The 21,911-nt window shown below is 71.3% G+C and carries 21 protein-coding genes; 11 read left to right on the forward strand and 10 right to left on the reverse strand.

Annotated elements, in window-relative coordinates:
* Window positions 1-81: 81 nt before the first annotated feature.
* The 4 genes from ABD347_RS26210 (at window position 82) to ABD347_RS26225 (ending at window position 6,336) form a co-directional block, all read left to right on the forward strand.
* Entirely contained in the window at window positions 82-819 is a 738-nt protein-coding gene (locus ABD347_RS26210; protein WP_344365763.1) for a response regulator transcription factor, read from the forward strand.
* Entirely contained in the window at window positions 816-1,898 is a 1,083-nt protein-coding gene (locus tag ABD347_RS26215; RefSeq protein WP_344365765.1) for a HAMP domain-containing sensor histidine kinase, read from the forward strand. The genes ABD347_RS26210 and ABD347_RS26215 overlap by 4 nt, the downstream gene beginning before the upstream one ends.
* 269 nt (window positions 1,899-2,167) lie before the next feature.
* Window positions 2,168-6,028 carry a multifunctional oxoglutarate decarboxylase/oxoglutarate dehydrogenase thiamine pyrophosphate-binding subunit/dihydrolipoyllysine-residue succinyltransferase subunit gene (locus ABD347_RS26220; RefSeq protein WP_344365766.1) on the forward strand — a complete coding sequence of 1,287 codons (3,861 nt, stop codon included), beginning with the start codon at window positions 2,168-2,170 and terminating at the stop codon, window positions 6,026-6,028.
* Between the two features lie 125 nt (window positions 6,029-6,153).
* The gene (locus ABD347_RS26225) at window positions 6,154-6,336 is read left to right on the forward strand and encodes a DUF6104 family protein (RefSeq protein WP_005312030.1); all 183 of its coding nucleotides are present in this window, start codon (window positions 6,154-6,156) and stop codon (window positions 6,334-6,336) included.
* Here the strand turns inward: ABD347_RS26225 and ABD347_RS26230 are convergent, their stop codons facing one another.
* Entirely contained in the window at window positions 6,337-7,182 is an 846-nt protein-coding gene (locus ABD347_RS26230; RefSeq protein ID WP_344365769.1) for a hypothetical protein, read from the reverse strand.
* A gap of 122 nt (window positions 7,183-7,304) precedes the next feature.
* Here ABD347_RS26230 and ABD347_RS26235 point away from each other — a divergent pair, with 122 nt between their 5' ends.
* Both ABD347_RS26235 and ABD347_RS26240 read left to right on the forward strand, forming a co-directional pair.
* The gene (locus tag ABD347_RS26235; protein ID WP_344365772.1) at window positions 7,305-8,138 is read left to right on the forward strand and encodes a DUF4097 family beta strand repeat-containing protein; all 834 of its coding nucleotides are present in this window, start codon (window positions 7,305-7,307) and stop codon (window positions 8,136-8,138) included.
* Window position 8,139: 1 nt separating this feature from the next.
* Window positions 8,140-9,033, forward strand: coding sequence for a PadR family transcriptional regulator (locus tag ABD347_RS26240; protein WP_344365774.1), 894 nt, complete (start codon window positions 8,140-8,142; stop codon window positions 9,031-9,033).
* Between the two features lie 49 nt (window positions 9,034-9,082).
* Here the strand turns inward: ABD347_RS26240 and ABD347_RS26245 are convergent, their stop codons facing one another.
* From ABD347_RS26245 to ABD347_RS26275, 7 genes are all read right to left on the reverse strand, one after another.
* Window positions 9,083-9,652, reverse strand: a complete 570-nt coding sequence (locus tag ABD347_RS26245; RefSeq protein ID WP_344365777.1) for a Clp protease N-terminal domain-containing protein — start codon at window positions 9,650-9,652, stop codon at window positions 9,083-9,085.
* A complete protein-coding gene (locus ABD347_RS26250; protein WP_064068547.1) occupies window positions 9,652-9,861 on the reverse strand; it encodes a helix-turn-helix domain-containing protein in 210 nt (69 codons plus the stop codon). Before ABD347_RS26250 ends, ABD347_RS26245 begins: the two co-directional genes overlap by 1 nt.
* A 106-nt stretch (window positions 9,862-9,967) precedes the next feature.
* The gene (locus ABD347_RS26255; protein WP_344365781.1) at window positions 9,968-11,383 is read right to left on the reverse strand and encodes a glycoside hydrolase family 5 protein; all 1,416 of its coding nucleotides are present in this window, start codon (window positions 11,381-11,383) and stop codon (window positions 9,968-9,970) included.
* Between the two features lie 59 nt (window positions 11,384-11,442).
* Entirely contained in the window at window positions 11,443-12,408 is a 966-nt protein-coding gene (locus ABD347_RS26260; protein ID WP_344365783.1) for a zinc-binding dehydrogenase, read from the reverse strand.
* 81 nt (window positions 12,409-12,489) lie between these two features.
* Window positions 12,490-14,046 carry an alkaline phosphatase D family protein gene (locus ABD347_RS26265; protein WP_344365786.1) on the reverse strand — a complete coding sequence of 519 codons (1,557 nt, stop codon included), beginning with the start codon at window positions 14,044-14,046 and terminating at the stop codon, window positions 12,490-12,492.
* Window positions 14,043-14,615 (reverse strand): phosphoesterase, encoded by a 573-nt coding sequence (locus ABD347_RS26270; protein ID WP_344365787.1) that lies wholly within the window; start codon window positions 14,613-14,615, stop codon window positions 14,043-14,045. The genes ABD347_RS26265 and ABD347_RS26270 overlap by 4 nt, the downstream gene beginning before the upstream one ends.
* Before the next feature lie 214 nt (window positions 14,616-14,829).
* Window positions 14,830-16,047 (reverse strand): NAD(P)-dependent malic enzyme, encoded by a 1,218-nt coding sequence (locus ABD347_RS26275; RefSeq protein WP_344365790.1) that lies wholly within the window; start codon window positions 16,045-16,047, stop codon window positions 14,830-14,832.
* A gap of 561 nt (window positions 16,048-16,608) precedes the next feature.
* Here ABD347_RS26275 and ABD347_RS26280 point away from each other — a divergent pair.
* The 3 genes from ABD347_RS26280 to ABD347_RS26290 are packed head-to-tail and all read left to right on the forward strand — an operon-like array spanning window position 16,609 to window position 19,344.
* Window positions 16,609-17,598: an ABC transporter substrate-binding protein gene (locus ABD347_RS26280; protein ID WP_344365793.1), complete on the forward strand. Its 990-nt coding sequence runs from the start codon at window positions 16,609-16,611 to the stop codon at window positions 17,596-17,598.
* Between the two features lie 43 nt (window positions 17,599-17,641).
* On the forward strand, window positions 17,642-18,586 hold the full coding sequence (locus tag ABD347_RS26285; RefSeq protein WP_344365796.1) for an amino acid ABC transporter permease: 945 nt from the start codon (window positions 17,642-17,644) through the stop codon (window positions 18,584-18,586).
* The gene (locus tag ABD347_RS26290) at window positions 18,583-19,344 is read left to right on the forward strand and encodes an amino acid ABC transporter ATP-binding protein (protein WP_344365797.1); all 762 of its coding nucleotides are present in this window, start codon (window positions 18,583-18,585) and stop codon (window positions 19,342-19,344) included. The genes ABD347_RS26285 and ABD347_RS26290 overlap by 4 nt, the downstream gene beginning before the upstream one ends.
* Window positions 19,345-19,423: 79 nt before the next feature.
* On the opposite strand, the gene ABD347_RS26295 is transcribed toward ABD347_RS26290, so the two are convergent.
* Window positions 19,424-20,185: a class I SAM-dependent methyltransferase gene (locus tag ABD347_RS26295; RefSeq protein ID WP_344365798.1), complete on the reverse strand. Its 762-nt coding sequence runs from the start codon at window positions 20,183-20,185 to the stop codon at window positions 19,424-19,426.
* 84 nt (window positions 20,186-20,269) lie between these two features.
* Here ABD347_RS26295 and ABD347_RS26300 point away from each other — a divergent pair, with 84 nt between their 5' ends.
* The gene (locus tag ABD347_RS26300) at window positions 20,270-20,899 is read left to right on the forward strand and encodes a CGNR zinc finger domain-containing protein (RefSeq protein WP_344365799.1); all 630 of its coding nucleotides are present in this window, start codon (window positions 20,270-20,272) and stop codon (window positions 20,897-20,899) included.
* Here the strand turns inward: ABD347_RS26300 and sodX are convergent.
* Window positions 20,803-21,249 carry a nickel-type superoxide dismutase maturation protease gene (sodX, locus tag ABD347_RS26305; protein ID WP_344365802.1) on the reverse strand — a complete coding sequence of 149 codons (447 nt, stop codon included), beginning with the start codon at window positions 21,247-21,249 and terminating at the stop codon, window positions 20,803-20,805. The two genes, ABD347_RS26300 and sodX, sit on opposite strands and share 97 nt — an antisense overlap.
* Before the next feature lie 153 nt (window positions 21,250-21,402).
* On the opposite strand from sodX, the gene sodN reads away from it, so the two are divergent.
* A complete protein-coding gene (gene sodN / locus ABD347_RS26310) occupies window positions 21,403-21,798 on the forward strand; it encodes a superoxide dismutase, Ni (RefSeq protein ID WP_344365804.1) in 396 nt (131 codons plus the stop codon).
* Window positions 21,799-21,911: the final 113 nt, after the last annotated feature.

The following is a 21,911-nucleotide window of genomic DNA, read 5'->3' on the forward strand; positions in this document are numbered from 1 at the left end:
CGGGACGTGGTCGGTGCCTTTACGCTGCTGACCGAACACACGGATCTACACGCTCGCGCAGGACGCGACAGGGGCGGGGCGATGGAGCAGACACACACCAGCCAGACCGGCACGGCCGTCGCGCCGGGTACACAGCGTCGCGTGCTGGTCGTCGAGGACGACACCACCATCGTCGAGGCCATCTCCGCCCGGTTGCGGGCGGAGGGCTTCCTGGTGCAGACGGCCACCGACGGCCCGGCGGCGGTGGACGCCGCCGAGGCGTGGCAGCCCGACCTGATGGTGCTCGACGTGATGCTGCCGGGCTTCGACGGCCTGGAGGTGTGCCGCCGGGTACAGGCCCAGCGGCCGGTGCCGGTGCTGATGCTGACGGCCCGTGACGACGAGACCGACATGCTGGTCGGCCTCGGGGTCGGCGCCGACGACTACATGACCAAGCCGTTCTCGATGCGGGAACTCGCCGCCCGGGTGCACGTCCTGCTGCGGCGCGTCGAGCGGGCGGCGCTGGCGGCCGTCACGCCGCGCAGCGGCATCCTGCGGCTGGGCGAACTGGAGATCGACCACGCGCAGCGGCGGGTCCGGGTCAGGAGCGAGGACGTCCACCTCACGCCGACCGAGTTCGACCTGCTGGTCTGCCTGGCGAACACGCCCCGCGCGGTCCTCTCGCGCGAGCAGCTGCTCGCCGAGGTCTGGGACTGGGCGGACGCGTCGGGCACCCGGACCGTGGACAGCCACATCAAGGCGCTGCGCCGCAAGATCGGCGCCGAGCGGATCCGTACGGTGCACGGTGTCGGTTACGCGCTGGAGACGCCGGCCCCATGACGTCGCTCAGGTCCCGGCTGCGTTCGGTCTCGATCTCCATCAAGACCAAACTGGGCACACTCGTCGTCGTCTCGGTCTTCATCACGACCGGGCTGCTGCTGGTGGCCCTGCGCACCGAGACCGAGCTGCGCTTCATCACCGTCTTCTCGGTGATCGCCACGCTGCTGATCACCCAGTTCGTGGCGCACGGCCTGACCGCGCCGCTGGACGAGATGAACACGGTGGCGAAGGCCATCTCGCACGGTGACTACACCCGCCGGGTGCGCGGTGCCGACCGCCGTGACGAACTGGGCGACCTGGCCTCCACCATCAACCGCATGGCGGACGACCTGGAGGCGGTGGACCGGCACCGCAAGGAGCTGGTGGCCAATGTCTCGCACGAACTGCGCACGCCGATCGCGGCACTGCGCGCGGTGCTGGAGAACGTGGTGGACGGGGTCTCGGCCGCCGATCCGGAGACGATGCGCACGGCGCTGAAGCAGACCGAGCGGCTGGGCCGGCTGGTGGAGACCCTGTTGGATCTGTCACGCCTCGACAACGGTGTCGTACCGCTCCGGTCGCGGCGCTTCGAGGTCTGGCCGTATCTGTCGGGGGTGCTCAAGGAGGCCAACCTCGCCGCCGCGCAGCGCGGGCTGAGCTCCGGTTCGGGCAGTCATACGCGTACGGACGTGCACCTGCACCTGGACGTGTCGCCGCCCGAGCTGACCGCGCACGCGGACAGCGAACGGCTGCACCAGGTCGTGGCGAACCTGATCGACAACGCGGTGAAGCACTCGCCGCCGCACGGCCGCGTGACGGTGCGGGCCCGGCGCGGGCGGGAGCCGGAGTCGCTGGAGCTGGAAGTGGTGGACGAGGGTCCGGGCATCCCGGAGTCGGAGCGGCACAAGGTGTTCGAGCGGTTCAACCGGGGCAGCGTCCCCTCACCGCACGGCCCGGAGAGCGACGGCGGTACGGGCCTGGGCCTGGCGATCGCCCGCTGGGCGGTCGATCTGCACGGCGGGCGCATCGGGGTGGCCGAATCCGCACGCGGATGCCGGATTCAGGTCACTCTTCCAGGGATCCCGCCGCCGCGCGGTTGACGTAGGGTTCGAACCGGAAGCGCTCGTTCTGCGTATACATGTGCGGGACGTGGTCGAGGCTGGACGCCCTCGGGGGCCACAGTCGCGCTGCTGTGTACCCATTCGCAGGGCAACCACGCTTGTTTCCCGCCATTTCCAGCACCGAAACACGTCTCCAGATGTGATCTACGCGACGATGGCATGCCCGGCCTGCACGTCCCGGCCGGGGAGGCGTAGCCTTTATTTCCGCTGTCCATCACCTTGTGAAGCGGAAGAGGGCGGTTGCCGCCGTGTCGTCTCAGTCCCCCAGTAACTCGAGTATCTCGACCGACCAAGACGGGCAGGGTCCTGCGAACCCTGCCGCCGCGTTCGGTGCCAATGAGTGGCTCGTCGACGAGATCTACCAGCAGTACCTCCAGGACCCGAATTCGGTCGACCGTGCCTGGTGGGACTTCTTCGCCGACTACAAGCCGGGCTCCTCGTCCGGCTCGGCGGACAAGCCCGCGGGCGAGGGTGCCGTAGCCGCGGGGGCCGCGCCCGCCGCGCCCTCCGCTCCGGCTCCCCAGGCCCCGGCCACCCCGGCGCAGCCGGCCGCAGCGGCACCCGCACAGGCCGCTGCGGCTCCCGCCGCCCCGGCCCCCGCCGCGAAGCCCGAGCCCGCCGCCGCCCAGGCCCAGGCGCCGGCCCAGGCCGCCGCCCCGGCGCAGAAGCCCGCCCCGGCGCAGAAGCCCGCGCCGGCCGCCGCCAAGCCGGCCGACACGAAGCCCGCCGCCGAGGCTCCCGCCGGCCCGGAGTACGTGCCGCTGCGCGGCCCGGCCGCCGCGGTCGCGAAGAACATGAACGCCTCGCTGGAGCTGCCGACCGCCACCTCGGTCCGCGCCGTCCCGGTGAAGCTGCTGTTCGACAACCGCATCGTCATCAACAACCACCTCAAGCGCGCCCGCGGCGGGAAGATCTCCTTCACGCACCTCATCGGGTACGCCATGGTGCAGGCCATCAAGGCCATGCCGTCGATGAACCACTCCTACGGGGAGAAGGACGGCAAGCCGGTCCTGGTCAAGCCGGAGCACGTCAACTTCGGTCTGGCGATCGACCTGGTGAAGCCGAACGGTGACCGGCAGCTGGTCGTCGCGGGCATCAAGAAGGCCGAGACGCTCGGCTTCTTCGAGTTCTGGCAGGCGTACGAGGACATCGTCCGCCGCGCCCGCAACAACAAGCTGACGATGGACGACTTCACCGGCGTCACCGTCTCGCTGACCAACCCCGGCGGCCTGGGCACGGTCCACTCCGTGCCGCGCCTGATGCCCGGTCAGTCGGTCATCATGGGCGTCGGTTCGATGGACTACCCGGCCGAGTTCCAGGGCACCTCCCAGGACACCCTGAACAAGCTGGGCATCTCCAAGGTGATGACGCTCACCTCGACCTACGACCACCGGGTCATCCAGGGTGCCGCGTCGGGCGAGTTCCTCCGTATCGTCGCGAACCTCCTCCTCGGTGAGGAGGGCTTCTACGACGACGTCTTCGAGTCGCTGCGCATCCCCTACGAGCCGGTCCGCTGGCTCAAGGACATCGACGCGTCGCACGACGACGACGTCACCAAGGCCGCGCGCGTGTTCGAGCTCATCCACTCCTACCGGGTCCGCGGCCACGTCATGGCCGACACCGACCCGCTGGAGTACCGCCAGCGCAAGCACCCCGACCTGGACATCACCGAGCACGGCCTGACGCTCTGGGACCTGGAGCGGGAGTTCGCGGTCGGCGGCTTCGGCGGCAAGTCGATGATGAAGCTGCGCGACATCCTCGGCGTGCTGCGCGACTCGTACTGCCGCACCACCGGCATCGAGTTCATGCACATCCAGGACCCCAAGCAGCGCAAGTGGATCCAGGACCGCGTCGAGCGCCCGCACTCCAAGCCGGAGCGCGAGGAGCAGCTGCGCATCCTGCGCCGCCTCAACGCCGCCGAGGCGTTCGAGACGTTCCTCCAGACCAAGTACGTGGGCCAGAAGCGGTTCTCGCTGGAGGGCGGCGAGTCCGTCATCCCGCTGCTCGACGCGGTCATCGACTCGGCCGCCGAGTCCCGCCTCGACGAGGTCGTCATCGGCATGGCCCACCGTGGCCGGCTCAACGTCCTGGCGAACATCGTCGGCAAGTCGTACGCGCAGATCTTCCGCGAGTTCGAGGGCAACCTCGACCCGAAGTCGATGCACGGCTCCGGCGACGTGAAGTACCACCTGGGCGCCGAGGGGACCTTCACCGGTCTCGACGGCGAGCAGATCAAGGTCTCGCTGGTCGCCAACCCCTCCCACCTGGAGGCGGTCGACCCGGTCGTCGAGGGTGTCGTCCGCGCCAAGCAGGACGTCATCAACAAGGGCGGCACGGACTTCACGGTCCTGCCCGTCGCCCTGCACGGCGACGCGGCCTTCGCCGGCCAGGGTGTCGTCGCCGAGACGCTCAACATGTCGCAGCTGCGCGGCTACCGCACCGGCGGCACGGTCCACGTCGTCATCAACAACCAGGTCGGCTTCACCGCCGCCCCGGAGTCGTCGCGCTCGTCGATGTACGCGACCGACGTCGCCCGCATGATCGAGGCGCCGATCTTCCACGTGAACGGCGACGACCCGGAGGCGTGCGTCCGCGTGGCGCGCCTGGCCTTCGAGTTCCGCCAGACGTTCAACAAGGACGTCGTGATCGACCTCATCTGCTACCGCCGCCGCGGTCACAACGAGGGCGACAACCCCCAGTTCACCAACCCGCAGATGGTCAGCCTCATCGACAAGAAGCGCTCGGTGCGCAAGCTCTACACCGAGTCGCTCATCGGTCGCGGCGACATCACCCTGGAAGAGGCGGAGCAGGCGCTCCAGGACTTCCAGGGGCAGCTGGAGAAGGTGTTCACCGAGGTCCGCGAGGCCACCTCGCAGCCCGGCCCGGCGCACAGCCCGGAGGCGCAGGCCGAGTTCCCGGTCGCCGTCACCACCGGGGTCTCCCAGGAGATGGTGAAGCGGATCGCCGAGTCGCAGGTCAACATCCCCGACCGCGTCAAGGTGCACCCGCGCCTGATGCCGCAGCTCCAGCGCCGCGCCGCCTCCATCGACGACGGCACGATCGACTGGGGCATGGGCGAGACCCTCGCCATCGGTTCGCTGCTGATGGAGGGCACCCCGGTGCGGCTCGCGGGCCAGGACACCCGCCGCGGTACCTTCGGCCAGCGCCACGCGGTGCTGGTGGACCAGGAGACCGGCGAGGACTACACCCCGCTGCAGTACCTCTCCGAGGACCAGGCCCGCTACAACGTCTACGACTCGCTGCTCAGCGAGTACGCGGCGATGGGCTTCGAGTACGGCTACTCGCTGGCCCGCCCGGACGCCCTGGTCATGTGGGAGGCCCAGTTCGGCGACTTCGTCAACGGCGCCCAGACCGTCGTGGACGAGTTCATCTCCTCGGCCGAGCAGAAGTGGGGCCAGACCTCCGGCGTCACGCTGCTGCTGCCGCACGGCTACGAGGGCCAGGGCCCGGACCACTCCTCGGCCCGCCCGGAGCGCTTCCTCCAGCTGTGCGCGCAGAACAACATGACGGTCGCCATGCCGACCCTGCCGTCGAACTACTTCCACCTCCTGCGGTGGCAGGTGCACAACCCGCACCACAAGCCGCTGGTCGTCTTCACCCCGAAGTCGATGCTGCGCCTGAAGGCCGCCGCGTCGAAGGCGGAGGAGTTCACCACCGGCGGCTTCCGCCCGGTGATCGGTGACGATTCGGTGGAGGCCGACGCGGTCCGCAAGGTCGTCTTCTGCACCGGCAAGGTCTACTACGACCTGGAGGCCGAGCGGGTCAAGCGCGGCGTCACGGACACGGCGATCATCCGCCTCGAGCGCCTCTACCCGCTGCCGGGTGCGGAGCTCCAGGCGGAGATCTCCAAGTACCCGAACGCCGAGAAGTACCTGTGGGCCCAGGAGGAGCCGGCGAACCAGGGTGCCTGGCCGTTCATCGCGCTCAACCTGATCGACCACCTCGACCTGGCGGTCGGCGCGGACATCCCGCACGGCGAGCGCCTGCGCCGCATCTCGCGGCCTCACGGCTCGTCCCCGGCGGTCGGCTCGGCCAAGCGCCACCAGGCCGAGCAGGTCCAGCTGGTCAACGAGGTCTTCGACGCCTGATCGGCGCCCGTACGGACCGGAGGGCCCTGCCCCGCGTGATGCGGGGCCGGGCCCTCCGGCGTACCCGGCCGGGCCGGGGGCGCCATACCCTGGGGGGAACACCGAGCAGGCATCAGGAGCACGTCTTGTACTTCACCGACCGTGGCATCGAGGAGCTGGAGAAGCGGCGCGGCGAGGAGGAGGTCACCTTCGAGTGGCTCGCCGAGCAGTTGCGTACGTTCGTCGACCTCAACCCCGACTTCGAGGTGCCCGTCGAGCGCCTGGCCACCTGGCTGGCCCGGCTCGACGACGAGGACGACGAGGAGTAGTCACCGTCCGGCCGCGGCGGCCCGGGGGACGAGAGCGACCGGGGCGGCCGCGGCGCGCATGCGGTCGTAGGCGAGGCCCAGCGCGCCCTGGGTGATCAGCAGCGCTGCGGTCGCCGCCCAGCCGGGGCTGCGGCGGCTGGACGCCCAGGCCAGCAGGGGCAGGCCCGCCGCCAGTTGGGCCGTGGCGAGCGCGCGGGCGCGGGGGCCGCGGAGCCAGGGGCCGAGTGGGCCCTCCTCGACGGCGTCCAGTTCGGTGCGTACCGCGTCGAGCCAGCCCTGCCATTCGACCGGCTCCGCGCCCTGGACCTCGGCGGTCACCCACAGGCGGGTGGCCGGTTCGCCGGGGGCGAGGCCCGGCGGGAGCGTGAGGCCGTGCCGGGCCAGAACAGCCGTCAGGCCCAGCAGGCGGGCCGGGGCGGTGGCGTGCTCGTCGGGGCGGGTGAGGGGTTCGAGGTCCTGGGCGTCCAGGACGGGGTCGAGCCCGAGGCGGGCGGCGAAGGTGTGCATGGCCTCGTCCTCGCCGGCGGGGGTGCCGTCCGCCAGCCAGGTGTAGGCGACGGGGCGGCGGAAGCCGGTCGCGAGGACGCATCCCGCCCGGTCCGTGTCCCACCACAGGGCCACCACCGGCCACGGCACGCCGACCGCCAGGGCGCCGGCCCAGCCCGCGACGACCCGGTCGACCGGTTCGGCGCCGTCGCGCCAGGGGGTGCCCTCGGGGACGAGCAGGGTCCAGTCGGGCCCGGCCGGGGTGAGGAGCAGCCGCTCACGCAGCAGCAGGGCCGGTGGCCGTACGGCCGTCGGATCGGCCCGGCAGAACAGCAGCGCGCCGAGGGGAGTCGCGTTCATGGGCCTTACGCTAGGCCAATTTGCCCCGTTACGGCACGCTTGACTTCCCCCAACCGCGATATATCGTGTCTCTCATGCAGACGCGATATGTTGCGTATCGTGTCGTGTCCCAGGGAGGCCCCATGCCGGAGTGGTCCGTCACCGAGCCGACGAAACTGACCCTCGACGACGAGCCCGTGACGGCGCTGAACGTGCGCATCGTCAACGGGACGGTGAACGTCGTGGGCACCGACGAGGGGCCCGCGCGGCTGGAGATCTCCGAGGTCGACGGCCCGCCCCTGATCGTCACCCGGCGGGGATCCACCCTGACGATCTGCTACGAGGACCTGCCCTGGCAGGGGTTCCTGGCCTGGCTCGACCACAAGGGCCGCAACCGCAGCGCCGTCGTCTCGCTCGCCGTCCCGGCCGGTGCGCGAGTCGAGGTCGGCGTGGTCGGCGCCGGAGCGGTGGTCTCCGGCATCCGGGGGCGTACGGACGTTCGCGGCGTCACCGGCGACACCACGCTCGTCGGTCTGTCCGGAGAGGTCCACGCCGACACCGTCGCGGGCAGCGTGGAGGCGCAGGCGGTCACCGGGGACCTGCGCTTCAAGTCCGTGTCGGGCGACCTCACCGTCGTCGACGGCGCCGGCACCTCCGTACGCGCCGAGTCGGTCAGCGGCGACATGGCCATCGACCTCGGCGCCGCCGAGGGGCCCGCCGACATCCGGCTCACCACCGTCTCCGGCGAGGTCGCCATCCGGCTGCCGCACCCGGCGAACGCCCGGGTGGAGGCGAACACCCTCGGCGGGGCCGTCTCCAGCGCCTTCGACGACCTCCGGGTCACCGGCCAGTGGGGCGCCAAGAAGATCACCGGCACCCTCGGCGAGGGCAGGGGCACGCTGAAGGCCACCACGGTCTCCGGCTCCATCGCGCTGCTCCGACGGCCGGAGGAAGCCCCCACCGGAAAGGTGCTCTGACATGTCCCCCGTCTTCGCCCACGGCCGGCTCCGCCTCTACCTGCTCAAGCTCCTCGACGAGGCGCCGCGCCACGGCTACGAGGTGATCCGGCTGCTGGAGGAGCGCTTCCAGGGGCTGTACGCGCCCTCCGCCGGCACCGTCTACCCGCGCCTGGCCAAGCTGGAGGCCGAGGGCCTGGTCACCCATGCCACCGAGGGCGGGCGCAAGGTGTACTCGATCACCGACGCCGGCCGCGCGGAGCTCGCCGACCGCGGCGACGAACTGGCCGACCTGGAGAGGGAGATCCGCGACTCGGTCTCCGCGCTCGCGGCCGAGATCCGTGACGACGTGCGGGGCGCGGCCGGCACGCTCCGCAGCGAGATGCGGGCCGCGGCGGGCGAGTCCCGGCGTACGCCACCCGGGGGCGACGACTGGGCGGCATGGCGCCGGGCCAAGGAGGAGTGGAAGGACCAGGCGCGGCGGGCCAAGGACGAGTCGCGGCGCGCCCGTGAGGACGCGCGCTCCGCGCGGCGACAGGCCCAGGAGGCCCAGGACAAGGCCCGCCAGGAGGTGCTCCGCATGGCCCAGCAGGTGCAGGACCACGTGATGCGGGGCGAAGGCCTGGCCGACCTCGCCGGCCGGCTCGGCGGCCTGCTCGGCGGCGCGGCCCCGACCACGCCCCGGTCGCCGCACGTGAAGCCCGAACCGGCCGGCACTCCCGAGTGGGCCCGCGACGACCCCGCGTCCGCCGACCCGGCCCGCGACCTGGAGCGCCTGCTCGACCGCTTCCGCGACGACGTCCGGGACGCGGCCCGCGACCACGGCGTCACGGGCGCCCAGCTCACCGAGGCGCGCCGCCATCTCGCCACGGCGGCCGCCCACATCGTCGCGCTGCTGCGAGAGCCCCGGGACTAGTCCCCCGGCCCACCGGGGAGCCCCCGCCCTCGGTGGGCGGGAGGCCCCGTCAGCCCGCCTTCGCCCCGCCCGCGTGAGGGCCGGACACCGCCCGCTCCAGGGCGACGTACGTCGCCCCGTGGTCCGCGAGGACGTCCGCGACGACGCCCGGGCGGGCCGCCAGCGCGAGGAGCAGGTGCTCGTCGCCGATGTGGCGGTCGCCCCTGGCCAGGGCGATCCTGAGGGACTGCTCCAGCGTGTGTTTCGCCGGGCGGGTGAAGGGCCGGTGGCCGGACCAGCGGCGTTTCGGCGCCCGGCCGCTCGCCAGGGCGCCCGTGCCGTGGGCTGCCTCGACCCTGGAGACGATCTCCGCCACGTCGATCCCCATACCGGCCAGCGCCTCCGTGTCCGCCCGCGTCAGGCCGCCGCGCCTCCGCGCCTCCGCGAGGGCGGACTCCACGGAGGGGCGCCGGACGGTGACGCCGAGCGCGTCGAACGCGACCGCCGACCGCGTGCCCCCGAGGTCGAGCAGCGCCAGCAGCAGGTGTTCCTCGGTGACGGAGTCGGCGTCCGCCCGTTCCGCGTGGACGGCGGCCCCCTCGACGACGTTCCGGGCAGCCTCGGTGAATCGCTCGAACATCAACGCCTCCCGTACTTCTTGTGCACGGCCTGCCGGCTGACGCCCAGCTCGGCGGCGATTTCCTGCCAGGACCAGCCCTGGGCACGGGCGCTTCGGACTTGTACGGCTTCCAGTTGCTCCAGCAGCCGCCGCAGCGCGGCCACGGCCCGCAGACCCACCCGGGGGTCGCGGTCGCCCGCACGTGCGGCCAGATCGGTCGCTTCGGTCATGGCGTCAACCTACATTGACAGCCGACCCGCGTCAACCGACGTTGACGCATCGTTCTGGCTGGAACCTCAACCGCACGCCCGGAAGGGCTGTTGTCGGCCGGGGCGTTCAGCGGGCGCCGGGGGTCACCGACACGGTGACCGTCGCGCCCGGCACCGCCCGCAGCTCCACGCGCGCCGCCCGGCCCGGCGCCGCCGTCGCCGTACGCGGCCAGGCCGGCCCCTCGACCGTGACGCGCCAGCCGTCCGGGGCCGGCGGCAGGGACAGGACCGTGGCGCCGCCGCGCCCGGCGACATAGGACAGCCGGGCCGGCTCCTGGGTGATCACCCGCCCGGCGACCGCCTCCGCGTAGGGGGCCGCCGTCTGCTCCTTGTTGGTGCGCCAGGCGCCCGCGCCGTCCACCGCGCAGTACCCGCCCCCGTAACACCACACATAGCCCGCCCAGCCCGAGCTGTAGCGGTTCAGGGACGTCAGCGCCTCGCGGTAGAAACGGCCCATGGTGGGCAGGGAGTTGTTCAGCGGCCCCCACTCCCCCACGACGACCGGCACCCGGTACTCCCTGGGGTACACCGTCACCGCCGCCTCGTACGACTCGATCCACCCGGCCGACGGGTCGTAGTCCGCGCCCGCCTCCATGGCGGTGTTGTAGAAGTGCGGGGCGTAGACGACCTTGTGGTCCTTGATCCGGCCCAGGCCCGTCGGGACGCCCTCCCCCACGATGGGGGTCGGCTCGACGAACAGCCAGGTGCCGTCGTCGACCGAACGGATCGCGGCAGCCAGGCGGTTGTACATGGGCGTGAGGTGGTCGCGCTCGATCCTGCGGGCGGCCGTGGCGAGGTCCTCGCCCTCGCGCAGCTCCCCCATCGGCTCGTTGATGAGGTCGTAGCCGAGCACCGCCGGGTGGTGCTCGAAGCGGTCGGCGAGGACCCGCCACATCCGGGCCTGCGCGCGCCGCAGGTCCTCGTCCTCGTACAGGTGGGTGAAGGCCCGCTGCACGGCCGGTTCGAAGTACTCGGCGAACCAGTCGTCCGGGTGCGGGGTGAAGGGCAGGCCGTCGGTGCGGGTGGCCCACTCGGGGACGCCCCGGTGGCCGAAGGCCGGCCCGAAGACGTCCTGGTGGGCGTCGATCAGGACGTACATGTGGTGCTTGTGCGCCCAGTCCAGGATCCGCTCGATCTTGCGGAGGTACGTCTCGCTGTACCGGCCGCGCACCGGCTCCAGGTCGTCCCAGAAGACCAGCAGCCGGGCGAAGCCGAACCCCTGGGCGCGCATGTCGCGGAAGTGCTTCTCGCCGATGGCGGACAGGGCCGCGTCACCCCGGTGCGTCTTGTCCTCGACGTTCCAGCCGCGCAGCGTCAGGACGCGGCCCCGGTCGTCGGTGAGGCGGGGTATGCCCGAGGTGTCCGGGGCGGTGGCCGGGGTGACGCCCTGGCCGGTGTCCGGGGTGACGCCCGGGCCGGTGGACGCGTGGGCGGAGGGGGCGAGGGCCAGCAGGGCGGAGAGGGCGAGCGCGAGGGTGCGCATGGTGGGACCTCCGGCACGTCGACGGTGCCGGAGATCCCATCAGCGGAGCTGACAGTCCATCAAGAGGCGGTCAGGACAATCTTTCCGAAGAGGTCACCGGCCGCCATCTTCTCGAACCCCTCCCGCGCCCGGTCCAGCGGCAGCACCTCGTCGATCACCGGCCGCACGCCCGTCGCCGCGCAGAACGCGAGCAGGTCCTCCAGCTCGTCCTTCGAGCCCATCGTCGAGCCGACGACCTTGAGCTCCAGGAAGAAGATGCGGGTCAGCTCGGCGTGCGAGGGCCGGTCACCGCTCGTCGCACCGGAGATCACCAGCGTGCCGCCCGGCCGCAGCGACTTGACCGAGTGCGACCAGGTGGCCGCGCCGACGGTCTCGATCACGGCGTCCACCCGCTGCGGCAGCCGGGCGCCCGGCTCGTACGCCTCGACCGCGCCCAGCTCGATCGCGCGCTTGCGCTTGGCCTCGTCGCGGCTGGTGGCGAAGACCCGCAGCCCGGCCGCCTTGCCGAGGACGATCGCGGCCGTGGCGACCCCGCCGCCCGCGCCCTGCACGAGGACGGAGTCACCGGGGCGTACGCCCGCGTTGGTGAAGAGCATGCGGTACGCGGTGAGCCAGGCGGTCGGCAGGCAGGCGGCCTCCGCGAAGGAGAGCTCCTTCGGCTTGGGCAGCACGTTCCAGACGGGGACGGTGACCTTCTCGGCGAACGTGCCCTGGTAGCGCTCGGTCAGGATGGAGCGGGGCTCGTCGGGACCGACGCCGTGGCCGGTCTGGCCGATGACGGAGTGGACGACGACCTCGTTGCCGTCCTCGTCGAGGCCGGCGGCGTCACAGCCGAGGATCATCGGCAGCTTGTCCTCGCCGAGCCCGACCCCGCGCAGCGACCACAGGTCGTGGTGGTTGAGGGAGGCGGCCTTGACGGTGACGGTGGTCCAGCCGGGGCGCACCTCGGGAGCGGGGCGTTCGCCCAGCTCAAGGCCGTTCAGGGGCTGGTCGCGGTCGATTCGGGCGGCGTAGGCAGCGAACATGACCTTGAGGTTAGGGCGGACCGGCGCGCGGCGGTACCGCGCACCGGTGTGACGTACGTCAGTCCCCCTCCCGCCCCCGGGTCAGTCCCGGCGCCACTGCGCGGGGCTGTTCTTCGTCGCCGGGTCCTCGTACGAGCCCGGCCGGCCCCGGTCCACGTGGAAGGTGGTGAGCGTGGAGACGGGTGAGACCGGGTCGCGACGGTCGGCGATCACCCGCATATGGGCGCTGAACCGCTGCGGTGTGACCTCGTAGACGTCGTAGCCGTACCGGTTGCCCTCGAAGTACTTCAGGTGCGGGTTGGCCTTGCCCATGAGGGGGCCGTTGGCCGCGTTCCAGTCGGCGGAGTACGCGCCCGAGGTCACCGAGTGTGCGGTGAACTCGGTGCCGACGAGCGGCGAGGAGGTGTCGTCGAAGTCGGTCCGGATGTCGTCGACGAACGCCGAGTGCCAGTCGCCGGTGATGACGACGAGGTCTTCGAGGCCGCTGGTGTGGACGTGGCTCAGCACCTCCTCGCGCTCGGCGAGGAAGCCGTCCCACTGGTCGGTGAACATGTACGGGCCGCCCGGCCGGCCCCGCAGCTGGCTCAGCATGATCGAGTTGGCCCACACGTGCCAGGTGTCGGGCGCCCGGTCGATGGTGCCCTTGAGCCAGGACTTCTGTCCGGCGCCCAGGATGGTGCCGTCGGCCAGGTTCTGCGCCGACCGGTAGGAGCGCAGGTCGAGGACGGTCAGCTCCAGCAGGTCGCCCCAGCGGCGGACGCGGTGGATCTCCGGGTCGGGCAGCGCGGAGGTGGCGGAGGCGTCCCGGTGCGGCATGTTCTCGTACCAGGCCTGGTACGCCGCCGCCCGCCGCTGGAGGAACGGCGCCCCGCCGCCCGTACCGCTGTAGTCGTTGGCGACCTCGTGGTCGTCCCAGGTGAGGAACCAGGGGTGCGCGGCGTGCGCCTCGCGCAGGGAGGCGTCGCCCTTGTACAGGGCGTGGCGGCGGCGGTAGTCGGCGAGCGTGAGTACGGCGGGACCCTCGTGGTCCCGCACGTGGTCGCCGCCGACCGGGCCGTGCTCGTAGATGTAGTCGCCGAGGTGCACCACGAAGTCGACGTCCTCGCGGGCGATGCCCCGGTGGGCGGCGTAGTAGCCGTCGTGGAACGCCTGGCAGTTGGCGGCGGCGAACCGTACCCGCGCGACACTGCCGACCGGCGCGGTCTTCGTCCTGCCGACCCGGCTGGTCTTCCCGAGGGCCTTGAAGGCGTACCAGTAGTGGCGTCCGGCGCCCAGCCCGCTCACGGGCACGTGGACGCTGTGGCCGAGCGTCGCGGAGGCGGGCGCCGTACCCCGGGCCACGATCCGGCTCAGCGCCTGGTCCTCCGCCACCACCCACTCCACCTCGACGACCTCGGGCAGTTGCTGCTCGGCGGCGAGCGGCTCGGGCGCGAGGCGCGTCCACAGCACGACGCCCGACGGCTGGGGGTCCCCGGAGGCGACCCCGAGGGTGAAGGGCGCCGGGTCGTAGTCCGCGCCGAGCGCCTCGGCGGCCTCACGCGCCCGGGCGGGCGAGAGGCCGGCGCTGAGCGGCCACACCACGTTCAGCGCACCGGCCGCGCCGGCGGCCTTGAGCAGGTTGCGTCGGTCGAGCGTCATGGCCGTACCCCCGTGAGCGTGAGCGTGATGGCGTCCGCGTAGCCGTCGTTCGACGTGCCGCCGCCGGTGCGGGTGAGGACGAGGAGCACGCGCGCGGTACGGGCGCCGGGCGGTACGAGGGCCCCGGCCGTACGCTCCAGCAGCCCCGTGCGCCCCTTGCGTTCCGCCGCCGTCACCGGCCCCAGCACGCTGAGCGCGACCGGGGTGCCCCTGCCGTCCCGGAACTCCACCGACAGCCGGGCGCCGTCCTCCTGGGACGCGTAGCCGCCGAGCCAGGCGCTCACCGTGTACCGCACCTGGCCGGCGTCGACCGCCGCCTGGCCGGTGGTGCCGGTGGCGGGCAGGGCGATGTCCTGGAGCAGTGCGGTGCGGGGGGCGTTCCCGCCGGTGAAGAACCGGCTCCCGCGCCGGGCGGGGCCGGGGTCGGAGGCGGTGGGGTAACCGCCGCCGAGGGTGTACGCGACGAGGGCGGGCGCGCCCTGCACGACCCGCCAGCCGGTGACCGTCCCGACCGGCTCTGCGGTACCTCCGGGACCGCTCTCGGCGTCTCCGTTGACGACCAGGTTCACGCGGCGCCTCCTCTCTGCTGCCGCCGCCCCGTACGGGGCGGCGCGCGCATCACAGCAGCCGCGTGTGAACCTCCGGAAGAGCCGTGGCGAACATTGGGCGGGCAGTCCAAGGATCCCTGCGGAAAGTCCAGGACCGGGGGGACGCCGAAGGGCCCCGTCCCGCTCCCCGAGGGGGTCGGAACGGGGCCCTTCAAGGCGGGCGGCCGGCCGGGGGTCAGCGGCGGGCGACGCCCTCCGCGCGGGCGGCGGCGGCGACGGCGGCGGTGACCGCCGGGGCGACCCGCTCGTCGAACGGCGACGGGATCACGTAGTCGGCGGCCAGCCGGTCGCCGACGACGTCCGCCAGCGCGTTGGCGGCCGCGATCTTCATGCCCTCGGTGATGCGGGAGGCCCGCACCTGGAGGGCGCCGGCGAAGATGCCGGGGAAGGCGAGCACGTTGTTGATCTGGTTCGGGTAGTCCGAGCGGCCGGTGGCCACGACGGCCGCGTACTTGTGCGCGACGTCGGGGTGGACCTCCGGGTTCGGGTTGGCCATCGCGAAGACGAAGGCGCCCGGCGCCATCGACGCGATCGCCGGCTCCGGCACCGTACCGCCGGAGACGCCGATGAAGACGTCCGCGCCGGCCAGCGCGCTCTCCAGGGAGCCGGAGAGCCCGGCGCGGTTGGTGAGCTCCGCGAGCTCACGCTTCACGGGCGTGAGGTCCTCACGGTCCCGGCTGACGAGGCCCTTGCGGTCCGCGACCGCCACGTCGCCGAGGCCGGCCTCCAGCAGGAACTTGGCGATGGCCACACCGGCCGCGCCGGCGCCGGAGATCACGGCGCGCAGGTCACCGAGGCCCCGTCCGGTGAGCTTCGCGGCGTTCCGCAGGGCCGCCAGGGTGACCACGGCGGTGCCGTGCTGGTCGTCGTGGAAGACCGGGATGTCGAGCCGCTCCTGGAGCTTGCGCTCGATCTCGAAGCACCGGGGCGCCGAGATGTCCTCCAGGTTCACGCCGCCGAAGGACGGGGCGAGGCGGACGACGGTGTCCACGATCTCGTCCGTGTCGGTCGTGGCGAGCGCGATGGGCACCGCGTCCACGCCGCCGAACTGCTTGAAGAGGATCGCCTTCCCCTCCATGACCGGGAGGGAGGCCTCCGGGCCGATGTCACCGAGTCCGAGCACGGCCGTACCGTCCGTCACGACGGCGACGACCTGGGACTTCCAGGTGTAGTCGTGCACGAGCTCCGGCCGCTCGGCGATGGCGCTGCACACCTTGGCGACGCCGGGCGTGTACGCGAGGGACAGGTCGTCCTTGTCGCGCACCGGAACGGTGGCCTGGACGGCCATCTTGCCGCCGCGATGCAGGGCGAACGCCGGATCGAAGGGCTCGTCGGCGGCACTCTCGGTGCTGTTGTCACTGTCGCTGCGAGGATTGACGATCTCCGCTGCCATTTGTTGACCCCTTAAGTCATTTCGTTCGAGGGTGGCCACTCCTGGTTGAGGAGGGGTGGGCGGGCACCGCGTCCGTGCCTGCGTCAGGCGGTTGGCCCGCCCGGGCAGGGGAGGTACGTACGCGTCGGGCGCGCCGCACACGCGCCCTGAGCCCCGGATGAGGGGTGTAAGGATCCTTCTTACCGGACGGACCGCTCTGTCGACGAGTCGGTATCTCATATGAGCCTCGACCCCGGCCGCAGCCGGAATCCGGTGACATGACTCATAGCCGGATATCTGGACAAGTCAGTACGCGGGCCGCTTTGCGGCCGCTATCGCGTCCGAATGACGAGATCAACCGGAGATTTTCCGGCCGGAAGAAGGTAACCCCGCAGAAGGTCCGGCCTTGATGTACCGGCCTGTTGGGGTTCGGGGGTGTCCCGTTACCCGATTTTGACATGCGCGGCCCCCTGTTCGGGCCAGTCCGAATGGCAAGATGCCGTAATCACACGCGGTCGAAGCACCCGATGGTGCGTGCGCGACCGCTTTGGCAACTCCCTCACCCGCCGGAGGAACCCGACCATGACCGCAAGCACCACCCGCTGTACGACCGCCGCGAAGCCCGGGACGCCCCGGACGTCCCGGATAGCCGCGGTCGCCGCGATCGCGGTCGCCGGCTCCATGCTGCTGACCGCCTGCGGTGACCAGACCGATAAGCCTGTCAAGACGGACCAGGCCTCCGGCCGGCCTGCCATCGCCGCTCCGCTCGCCGACCGGCTGCCCCAGGCCATCCGCGACAAGGGTGAGATCAAGGTCGGCTCGGACATCGCGTACGCCCCTGTCGAATTCAAGGACAAGGACGGCAAGACGGTCGGCATCGATCCGGACCTCGCCGAGGCCATGAGCAAGCAGCTCGGGGTACGGCTGGTGTTCGAGAACGGCACCTTCGACACCCTGATCACGGGTCTGCGCGCCAAGCGCTACGACATCGCGATGTCGGCGATGACGGACACCAAGGACCGCCAGCAGGGCATCGACTCGGAGACCAAGAAGAAGGTGGGCGAGGGCGTCGACTTCGTCGACTACTTCCACGCCGGTGTGTCGATCTACACCAAGAAGGGCGCCGACAAGGGCATCAGGACCTGGGCCGACCTGTGCGGCAAGAAGCTGGTCGTGCAGCGCGGCACCGTCTCCGAGGACCTGGCCAAGGCCGAGTCCGCGCGGTGCGTGAAGGCGAAGAAGGGCAAGATCGCGATCGAGGCGTTCGACACCGACCAGCAGGCCCAGACCCGGCTGCGTGCCGGTGGCGCCGACGCCGGCTCCGCGGACTTCCCGGTCGCGGCGTACACGGTCAAGACCTCGGGTGGCGGGAACGACTTCCAGGTCGTGGGCCCGCAGGTCGAGGCCGCGCCGTACGGCATCGCCGTCGCCAAGGGCAACACCCAGCTGCGTGACGCGATCAAGGCCGCGATGGACGCGGTCATCGCCAACGGCGACTACAAGAAGATCCTGGACAAGTGGGGTGTCGCCGCCGGTGCGGTGACCGAGGCCAAGATCAACGGCGGTTCCTGATCCCCGGCCACCAGCGCCACGTAGGTCCCTGAAAGGCACCACCTTGACCACTGACATCAAGAAGACGGGCCCGGAGGACGCCACGCCGCCCGCCGGACCGGAAGCCATCAAGGCAATCCCCGTCCGGCACTACGGCCGGTACGTCACCGCCGTCGTCGCTCTCGCGCTCTTCGCCGCAATCATCTACGCCTTCGCGCAAGGCAAGATCAACTGGGGCGCCGTCCCCGACTACTTCTTCGACGACCGGATCGTCGAAGGCATGGGACAGACCCTCCTGCTGACCGTCCTGTCGATGGCGATCGGCATCGTCGGCGGCATCGTCCTCGCGGTGATGCGGCTGTCGAAGAACCCGGTGACCTCGTCGATCGCCTGGTTCTACATCTGGTTCTTCCGGGGCACGCCGGTTCTGGTCCAGCTCTTCGTCTGGTTCAACCTGGGCCTGGTCTTCGAGTACATCAACCTCGGCCCGGTCTACAAGGACGAGTGGGCCGACTTCATGACGCCGTTCCTGACGGCGCTGCTCGGCCTGGGCCTGAACGAGGCCGCGTACATGGCCGAGATCTGCCGCGCCGGTCTCCTCGCGGTCGACGAGGGTCAGACCGAGGCTTCCCACGCCCTCGGCATGAGCCAGGGCAAGACGCTGCGCCGAATCGTCATCCCGCAGGCCATGCGCGTGATCGTGCCGCCCACGGGCAACGAGGTCATCAACATGCTGAAGACGACCTCACTGGTGGCGGCCGTGCAGTACTACGAGTTGCTGCGCAACGCCCAGGACATCGGCCAGACGTCCGGCGCCCCGGTGGAGATGCTCTTCCTCGCTGCCGCCTGGTACCTGATCCTGACCTCGATCCTCAGCGTGGGCCAGTACTACCTGGAGCGCTACTACGCACGCGGCTCCTCGCGCCAGCTGCCGCCCACCGTCTTCCAGAAAGTCAAGGCGAACGTGCTCTCCCTGACCAACCGACCGGCCGCGGGAGGTGCCGCATGACCGCCATGGTGAAGGCCGAGGGCGTGCACAAGTCCTACGGCACGGCCCACATCCTCAAGGGGATCGACCTGGAGGTGGCGCCGGGTGAGGTGTTCTGCCTCATCGGCCCGTCCGGCTCCGGCAAGTCCACCTTCCTCCGGTGCATCAACCACCTGGAGAAGGTCAGCGCCGGGCGGCTGTACGTCGACGGCGAGCTCGTCGGCTACCGCCAGAAGGGCGACAAGCTGTACGAGCTGAAGGACAGCGAGGTCGCGCTCAAGCGCCGGGACATCGGCATGGTCTTCCAGCGCTTCAACCTGTTCCCGCACATGACGGCCGTCGAGAACGTCATGGAGGCCCCGGTCCAGGTCAAGGGCGAGTCCAAGGCCGTGGCCCGCGAGCGCGCGCTGAAGCTGCTGGACCGGGTGGGGCTGGGCGACAAGTCCGGCAACTACCCCACCCAGCTCTCCGGTGGCCAGCAGCAGCGCGTGGCGATCGCCCGGGCGCTGGCGATGGAGCCGAAGCTGATGCTCTTCGACGAGCCGACGTCGGCGCTCGACCCGGAGCTGGTGGGCGACGTGCTGGACGTGATGCGCGACCTGGCCGAGTCGGGCATGACGATGGTCGTCGTCACGCACGAGATGGGGTTCGCCCGTGAGGTCGGCGACTCGCTGGTGTTCATGGACGGCGGTGTGGTGGTCGAGTCCGGTCACCCGCGTGACGTCCTGACCGACCCGCAGCACGAACGGACGAAGGCGTTCCTGTCGAAGGTGCTGTAGCGGACGCGTGAAGGGGCGGTACGGGAGGACCCGTACCGCCCCTTCCCATGAGGCGGGCCGCTTCGGCGCCGGCCGCGGACTACTTCAGCGCCAGCACCAGCGCGTCGCAGGGCGACGACCACACGGCCCTCGCCTCCGCGAAACCGGCCTCCCTCAGGGTGCGCGTGTGCCAGTCCAGCGAGGGCGTGTCGCCCTCGGCGTGCTCGCCGTAGATGGCGAACCGCTCGGCGGTCGGCGCGGCGAGGACCGGGTCCTTGGCGGCCAGGTCCCACCAGGCGGCCCAGTCGAGGGCGCCGCCGACCTTGGCGCGGTCCATGACGGCGTGCCGGTGGGCGCGCTCGGCGGCGTTGATCCGGGGGGTGGCCTCGTCCCGCACGTGGTCGGCGTTCATGAAGACGCCGCCTTCCCGGACGAGCCCGCCGAGCTGCCCGTACAGCGCGGTCAGGGGCTCGACGCGCAGCCAGTGCAGGGCGGTGGCGGTGAGGACGGCGTCGTACGAGTCGTACGGCAGCGCCTCGACCCACGCCGGGTCCTTGAGGTCGGCCCGTACGAAGGTCACCCGCTCGTCGCCGGCGAAGTACCCCTCGGCGATGGCGAGGAGCGCCGGGTCGAGGTCGACGCCCGTGCTGACCGCGTCCGGGAACCGGTCGAAGAGCCTCTTCGTGATACTTCCCGTACCGCACGCGAGGTCGAGGACCCTCGGCGCGGGGCCGGTGAACGCCTCGACCATGTCGAGCATGACCCGGAACCGCTCCTCGCGGTCGGGCATGTACCACTCCTGCTGCCGGTCCCAGCTGTCCTGCCAGGCCCGCCAGTCGGTTCCCGCAGTCGTCTCCGTCACCACGACCTCCGTAATACCCTCGTATCAGACCTGTCCGTTACCCGTTCTGTTCCCGACCCTAGACCGCCGCCGTAAGGACTACAAGTGGAACTGGCCTATTACTCGGACTACGCCGTACGTCTGGTGAACACCGAGGAGCCGGCGCGCAACAAGGACTCACTCACCTCCGTGGAAGCGGTCCGCGACTTGTTCGGCGAGGTCTCGCAGATGGCCCGGCGCGCGACCGACGCGGACGTCACCCGGTTCCGTTCGGTACGGGCACGGCTGCGGGCGGTCTTCACCGCGGCCGACTCCGGCGACCAGACGCAGGCCGTGGACCTTCTCAACTCCCTGCTGCTGGAGTTCCCGGTCAGCCCGCAGATCTCCGGACACGACTTCCTGGACGACGAGGGCCGGCCCCGCTGGCACATGCACCTCACGGACCACCCGTCCAACGCCACCGCCGGATACGCGGCCATCGCCGCGATGGGCCTGGCGTTCCACCTGACCGAGTTCGGCGCCGACCGGCTCGGCCTGTGCCAGGCGGCACCGTGCCGCAACGCGTACCTGGACACCTCCACCAACCGGTCCCGCCGCTACTGCTCGGACCGCTGCGCCACCCGCGCGAACGTCGCCGCCTACCGGGCCCGCAAGCGCCTGGAGACGGAACGGTCGGCGAGCACCGGCCGCACCGCGGACACCAGCCAGGAGAGCACCACGCCGACCGACCGCTGACGCCCGGGCCGTATACCCCGGTACCGCGCCCGCACCCGTCCCAGCACCAGGTCCTCGGGCACGGGGCCGAAGGCCCGGCTGTCCACGGCCTCGGCGGCCCGGTTGTCGCCGAGCACCCACCAGCCGCCGTCACGCCGCTCCACGAGCCGTTTCACGATGAGCAGGTCCTGCTGCAGCGGATGCCGCAGCACCGCCACGTCCCCGGCCCGCAGCGGCGCCCCGTAGTGCACCAGCAGCTGGTCACCGTGGTGCAGGGTGGGCACCATCGACGGCCCGGTCACCTCCGCGACTCCGAACGGCGCCTTCCGTCCGGGGTCGCCCTCCCCCCGCTCCCCGCCCCGCTCCGTCATCCGGCACACCTCCTGAACCGTCCTGGACCTTCCTCCACGAGTCCCATGGTCACCCTGGACTTTTGTCGTAAGCCCATGGGGGCACCCGCGTAATCCCATCCCTCACGGAGTAATGTCCCACCTGAGAAGACGATCACGAGGAAGGACAGCTCAATGCTCTCCCGCCTGTTTGCCCCGAAGGTGAAGGTCAGCGCGCACTGCGACCTCCCCTGCGGTGTCTACGACCCGGCCCAGGCCCGCATCGAGGCCGAGTCCGTCAAGGCCACCCAGGAGAAGATGCAGGCGAACGAGGACCCGCACTTCCAGGCCCGCGCCACGGTCATCAAGGAGCAGCGCGCGGAGCTCGCCAAGCACCACGTCTCGGTGCTGTGGAGCGACTACTTCAAGCCGCCGCACTTCGAGAAGTACCCCGAGCTGCACCAGCTGGTCAACGACGCCCTGAAGGCCCTCTCGGCCGCCAAGGCGTCGACCGACCCGGCGACGGGCCAGAAGGCGCTCGACTACATCGCGCAGATCGACAAGATCTTCTGGGAGACCAAGAAGGCCTGATTCCGCATCAGCCCTTCGACCCGCGATCTTTCTGATCGCCGGGTCTCTGTCCGCACCCGGTCCGTCAGGCCGCCGCAACCCGGCGCCCCTGAGGGACCGGGTGCGTTCCTGTT

The sequence above is a fragment of the Streptomyces gobitricini genome, assembly GCF_039532985.1.
Taxonomy (GTDB): domain Bacteria; phylum Actinomycetota; class Actinomycetes; order Streptomycetales; family Streptomycetaceae; genus Streptomyces; species Streptomyces gobitricini.

Coding starts and splice junctions, on each gene's coding strand:
- ABD347_RS26250 (WP_064068547.1), bottom strand. CDS start 9,861: ATGACCGAAGCGACCGATCTGGCCGCACGTGCGGGCGACCGCGACCCC.
- ABD347_RS26275 (WP_344365790.1), bottom strand. CDS start 16,047: ATGGCAGCGGAGATCGTCAATCCTCGCAGCGACAGTGACAACAGCACC.
- ABD347_RS26230 (WP_344365769.1), bottom strand. CDS start 7,182: ATGAACGCGACTCCCCTCGGCGCGCTGCTGTTCTGCCGGGCCGATCCG.
- ABD347_RS26235 (WP_344365772.1), top strand. CDS start 7,305: ATGCCGGAGTGGTCCGTCACCGAGCCGACGAAACTGACCCTCGACGAC.
- ABD347_RS26255 (WP_344365781.1), bottom strand. CDS start 11,383: ATGCGCACCCTCGCGCTCGCCCTCTCCGCCCTGCTGGCCCTCGCCCCC.
- ABD347_RS26240 (WP_344365774.1), top strand. CDS start 8,140: ATGTCCCCCGTCTTCGCCCACGGCCGGCTCCGCCTCTACCTGCTCAAG.
- sodN (WP_344365804.1), top strand. CDS start 21,403: ATGCTCTCCCGCCTGTTTGCCCCGAAGGTGAAGGTCAGCGCGCACTGC.
- ABD347_RS26280 (WP_344365793.1), top strand. CDS start 16,609: ATGACCGCAAGCACCACCCGCTGTACGACCGCCGCGAAGCCCGGGACG.
- ABD347_RS26215 (WP_344365765.1), top strand. CDS start 816: ATGACGTCGCTCAGGTCCCGGCTGCGTTCGGTCTCGATCTCCATCAAG.
- ABD347_RS26290 (WP_344365797.1), top strand. CDS start 18,583: ATGACCGCCATGGTGAAGGCCGAGGGCGTGCACAAGTCCTACGGCACG.
- sodX (WP_344365802.1), bottom strand. CDS start 21,249: ATGACGGAGCGGGGCGGGGAGCGGGGGGAGGGCGACCCCGGACGGAAG.
- ABD347_RS26245 (WP_344365777.1), bottom strand. CDS start 9,652: ATGTTCGAGCGATTCACCGAGGCTGCCCGGAACGTCGTCGAGGGGGCC.
- ABD347_RS26265 (WP_344365786.1), bottom strand. CDS start 14,046: ATGACGCTCGACCGACGCAACCTGCTCAAGGCCGCCGGCGCGGCCGGT.
- ABD347_RS26210 (WP_344365763.1), top strand. CDS start 82: ATGGAGCAGACACACACCAGCCAGACCGGCACGGCCGTCGCGCCGGGT.
- ABD347_RS26260 (WP_344365783.1), bottom strand. CDS start 12,408: ATGTTCGCTGCCTACGCCGCCCGAATCGACCGCGACCAGCCCCTGAAC.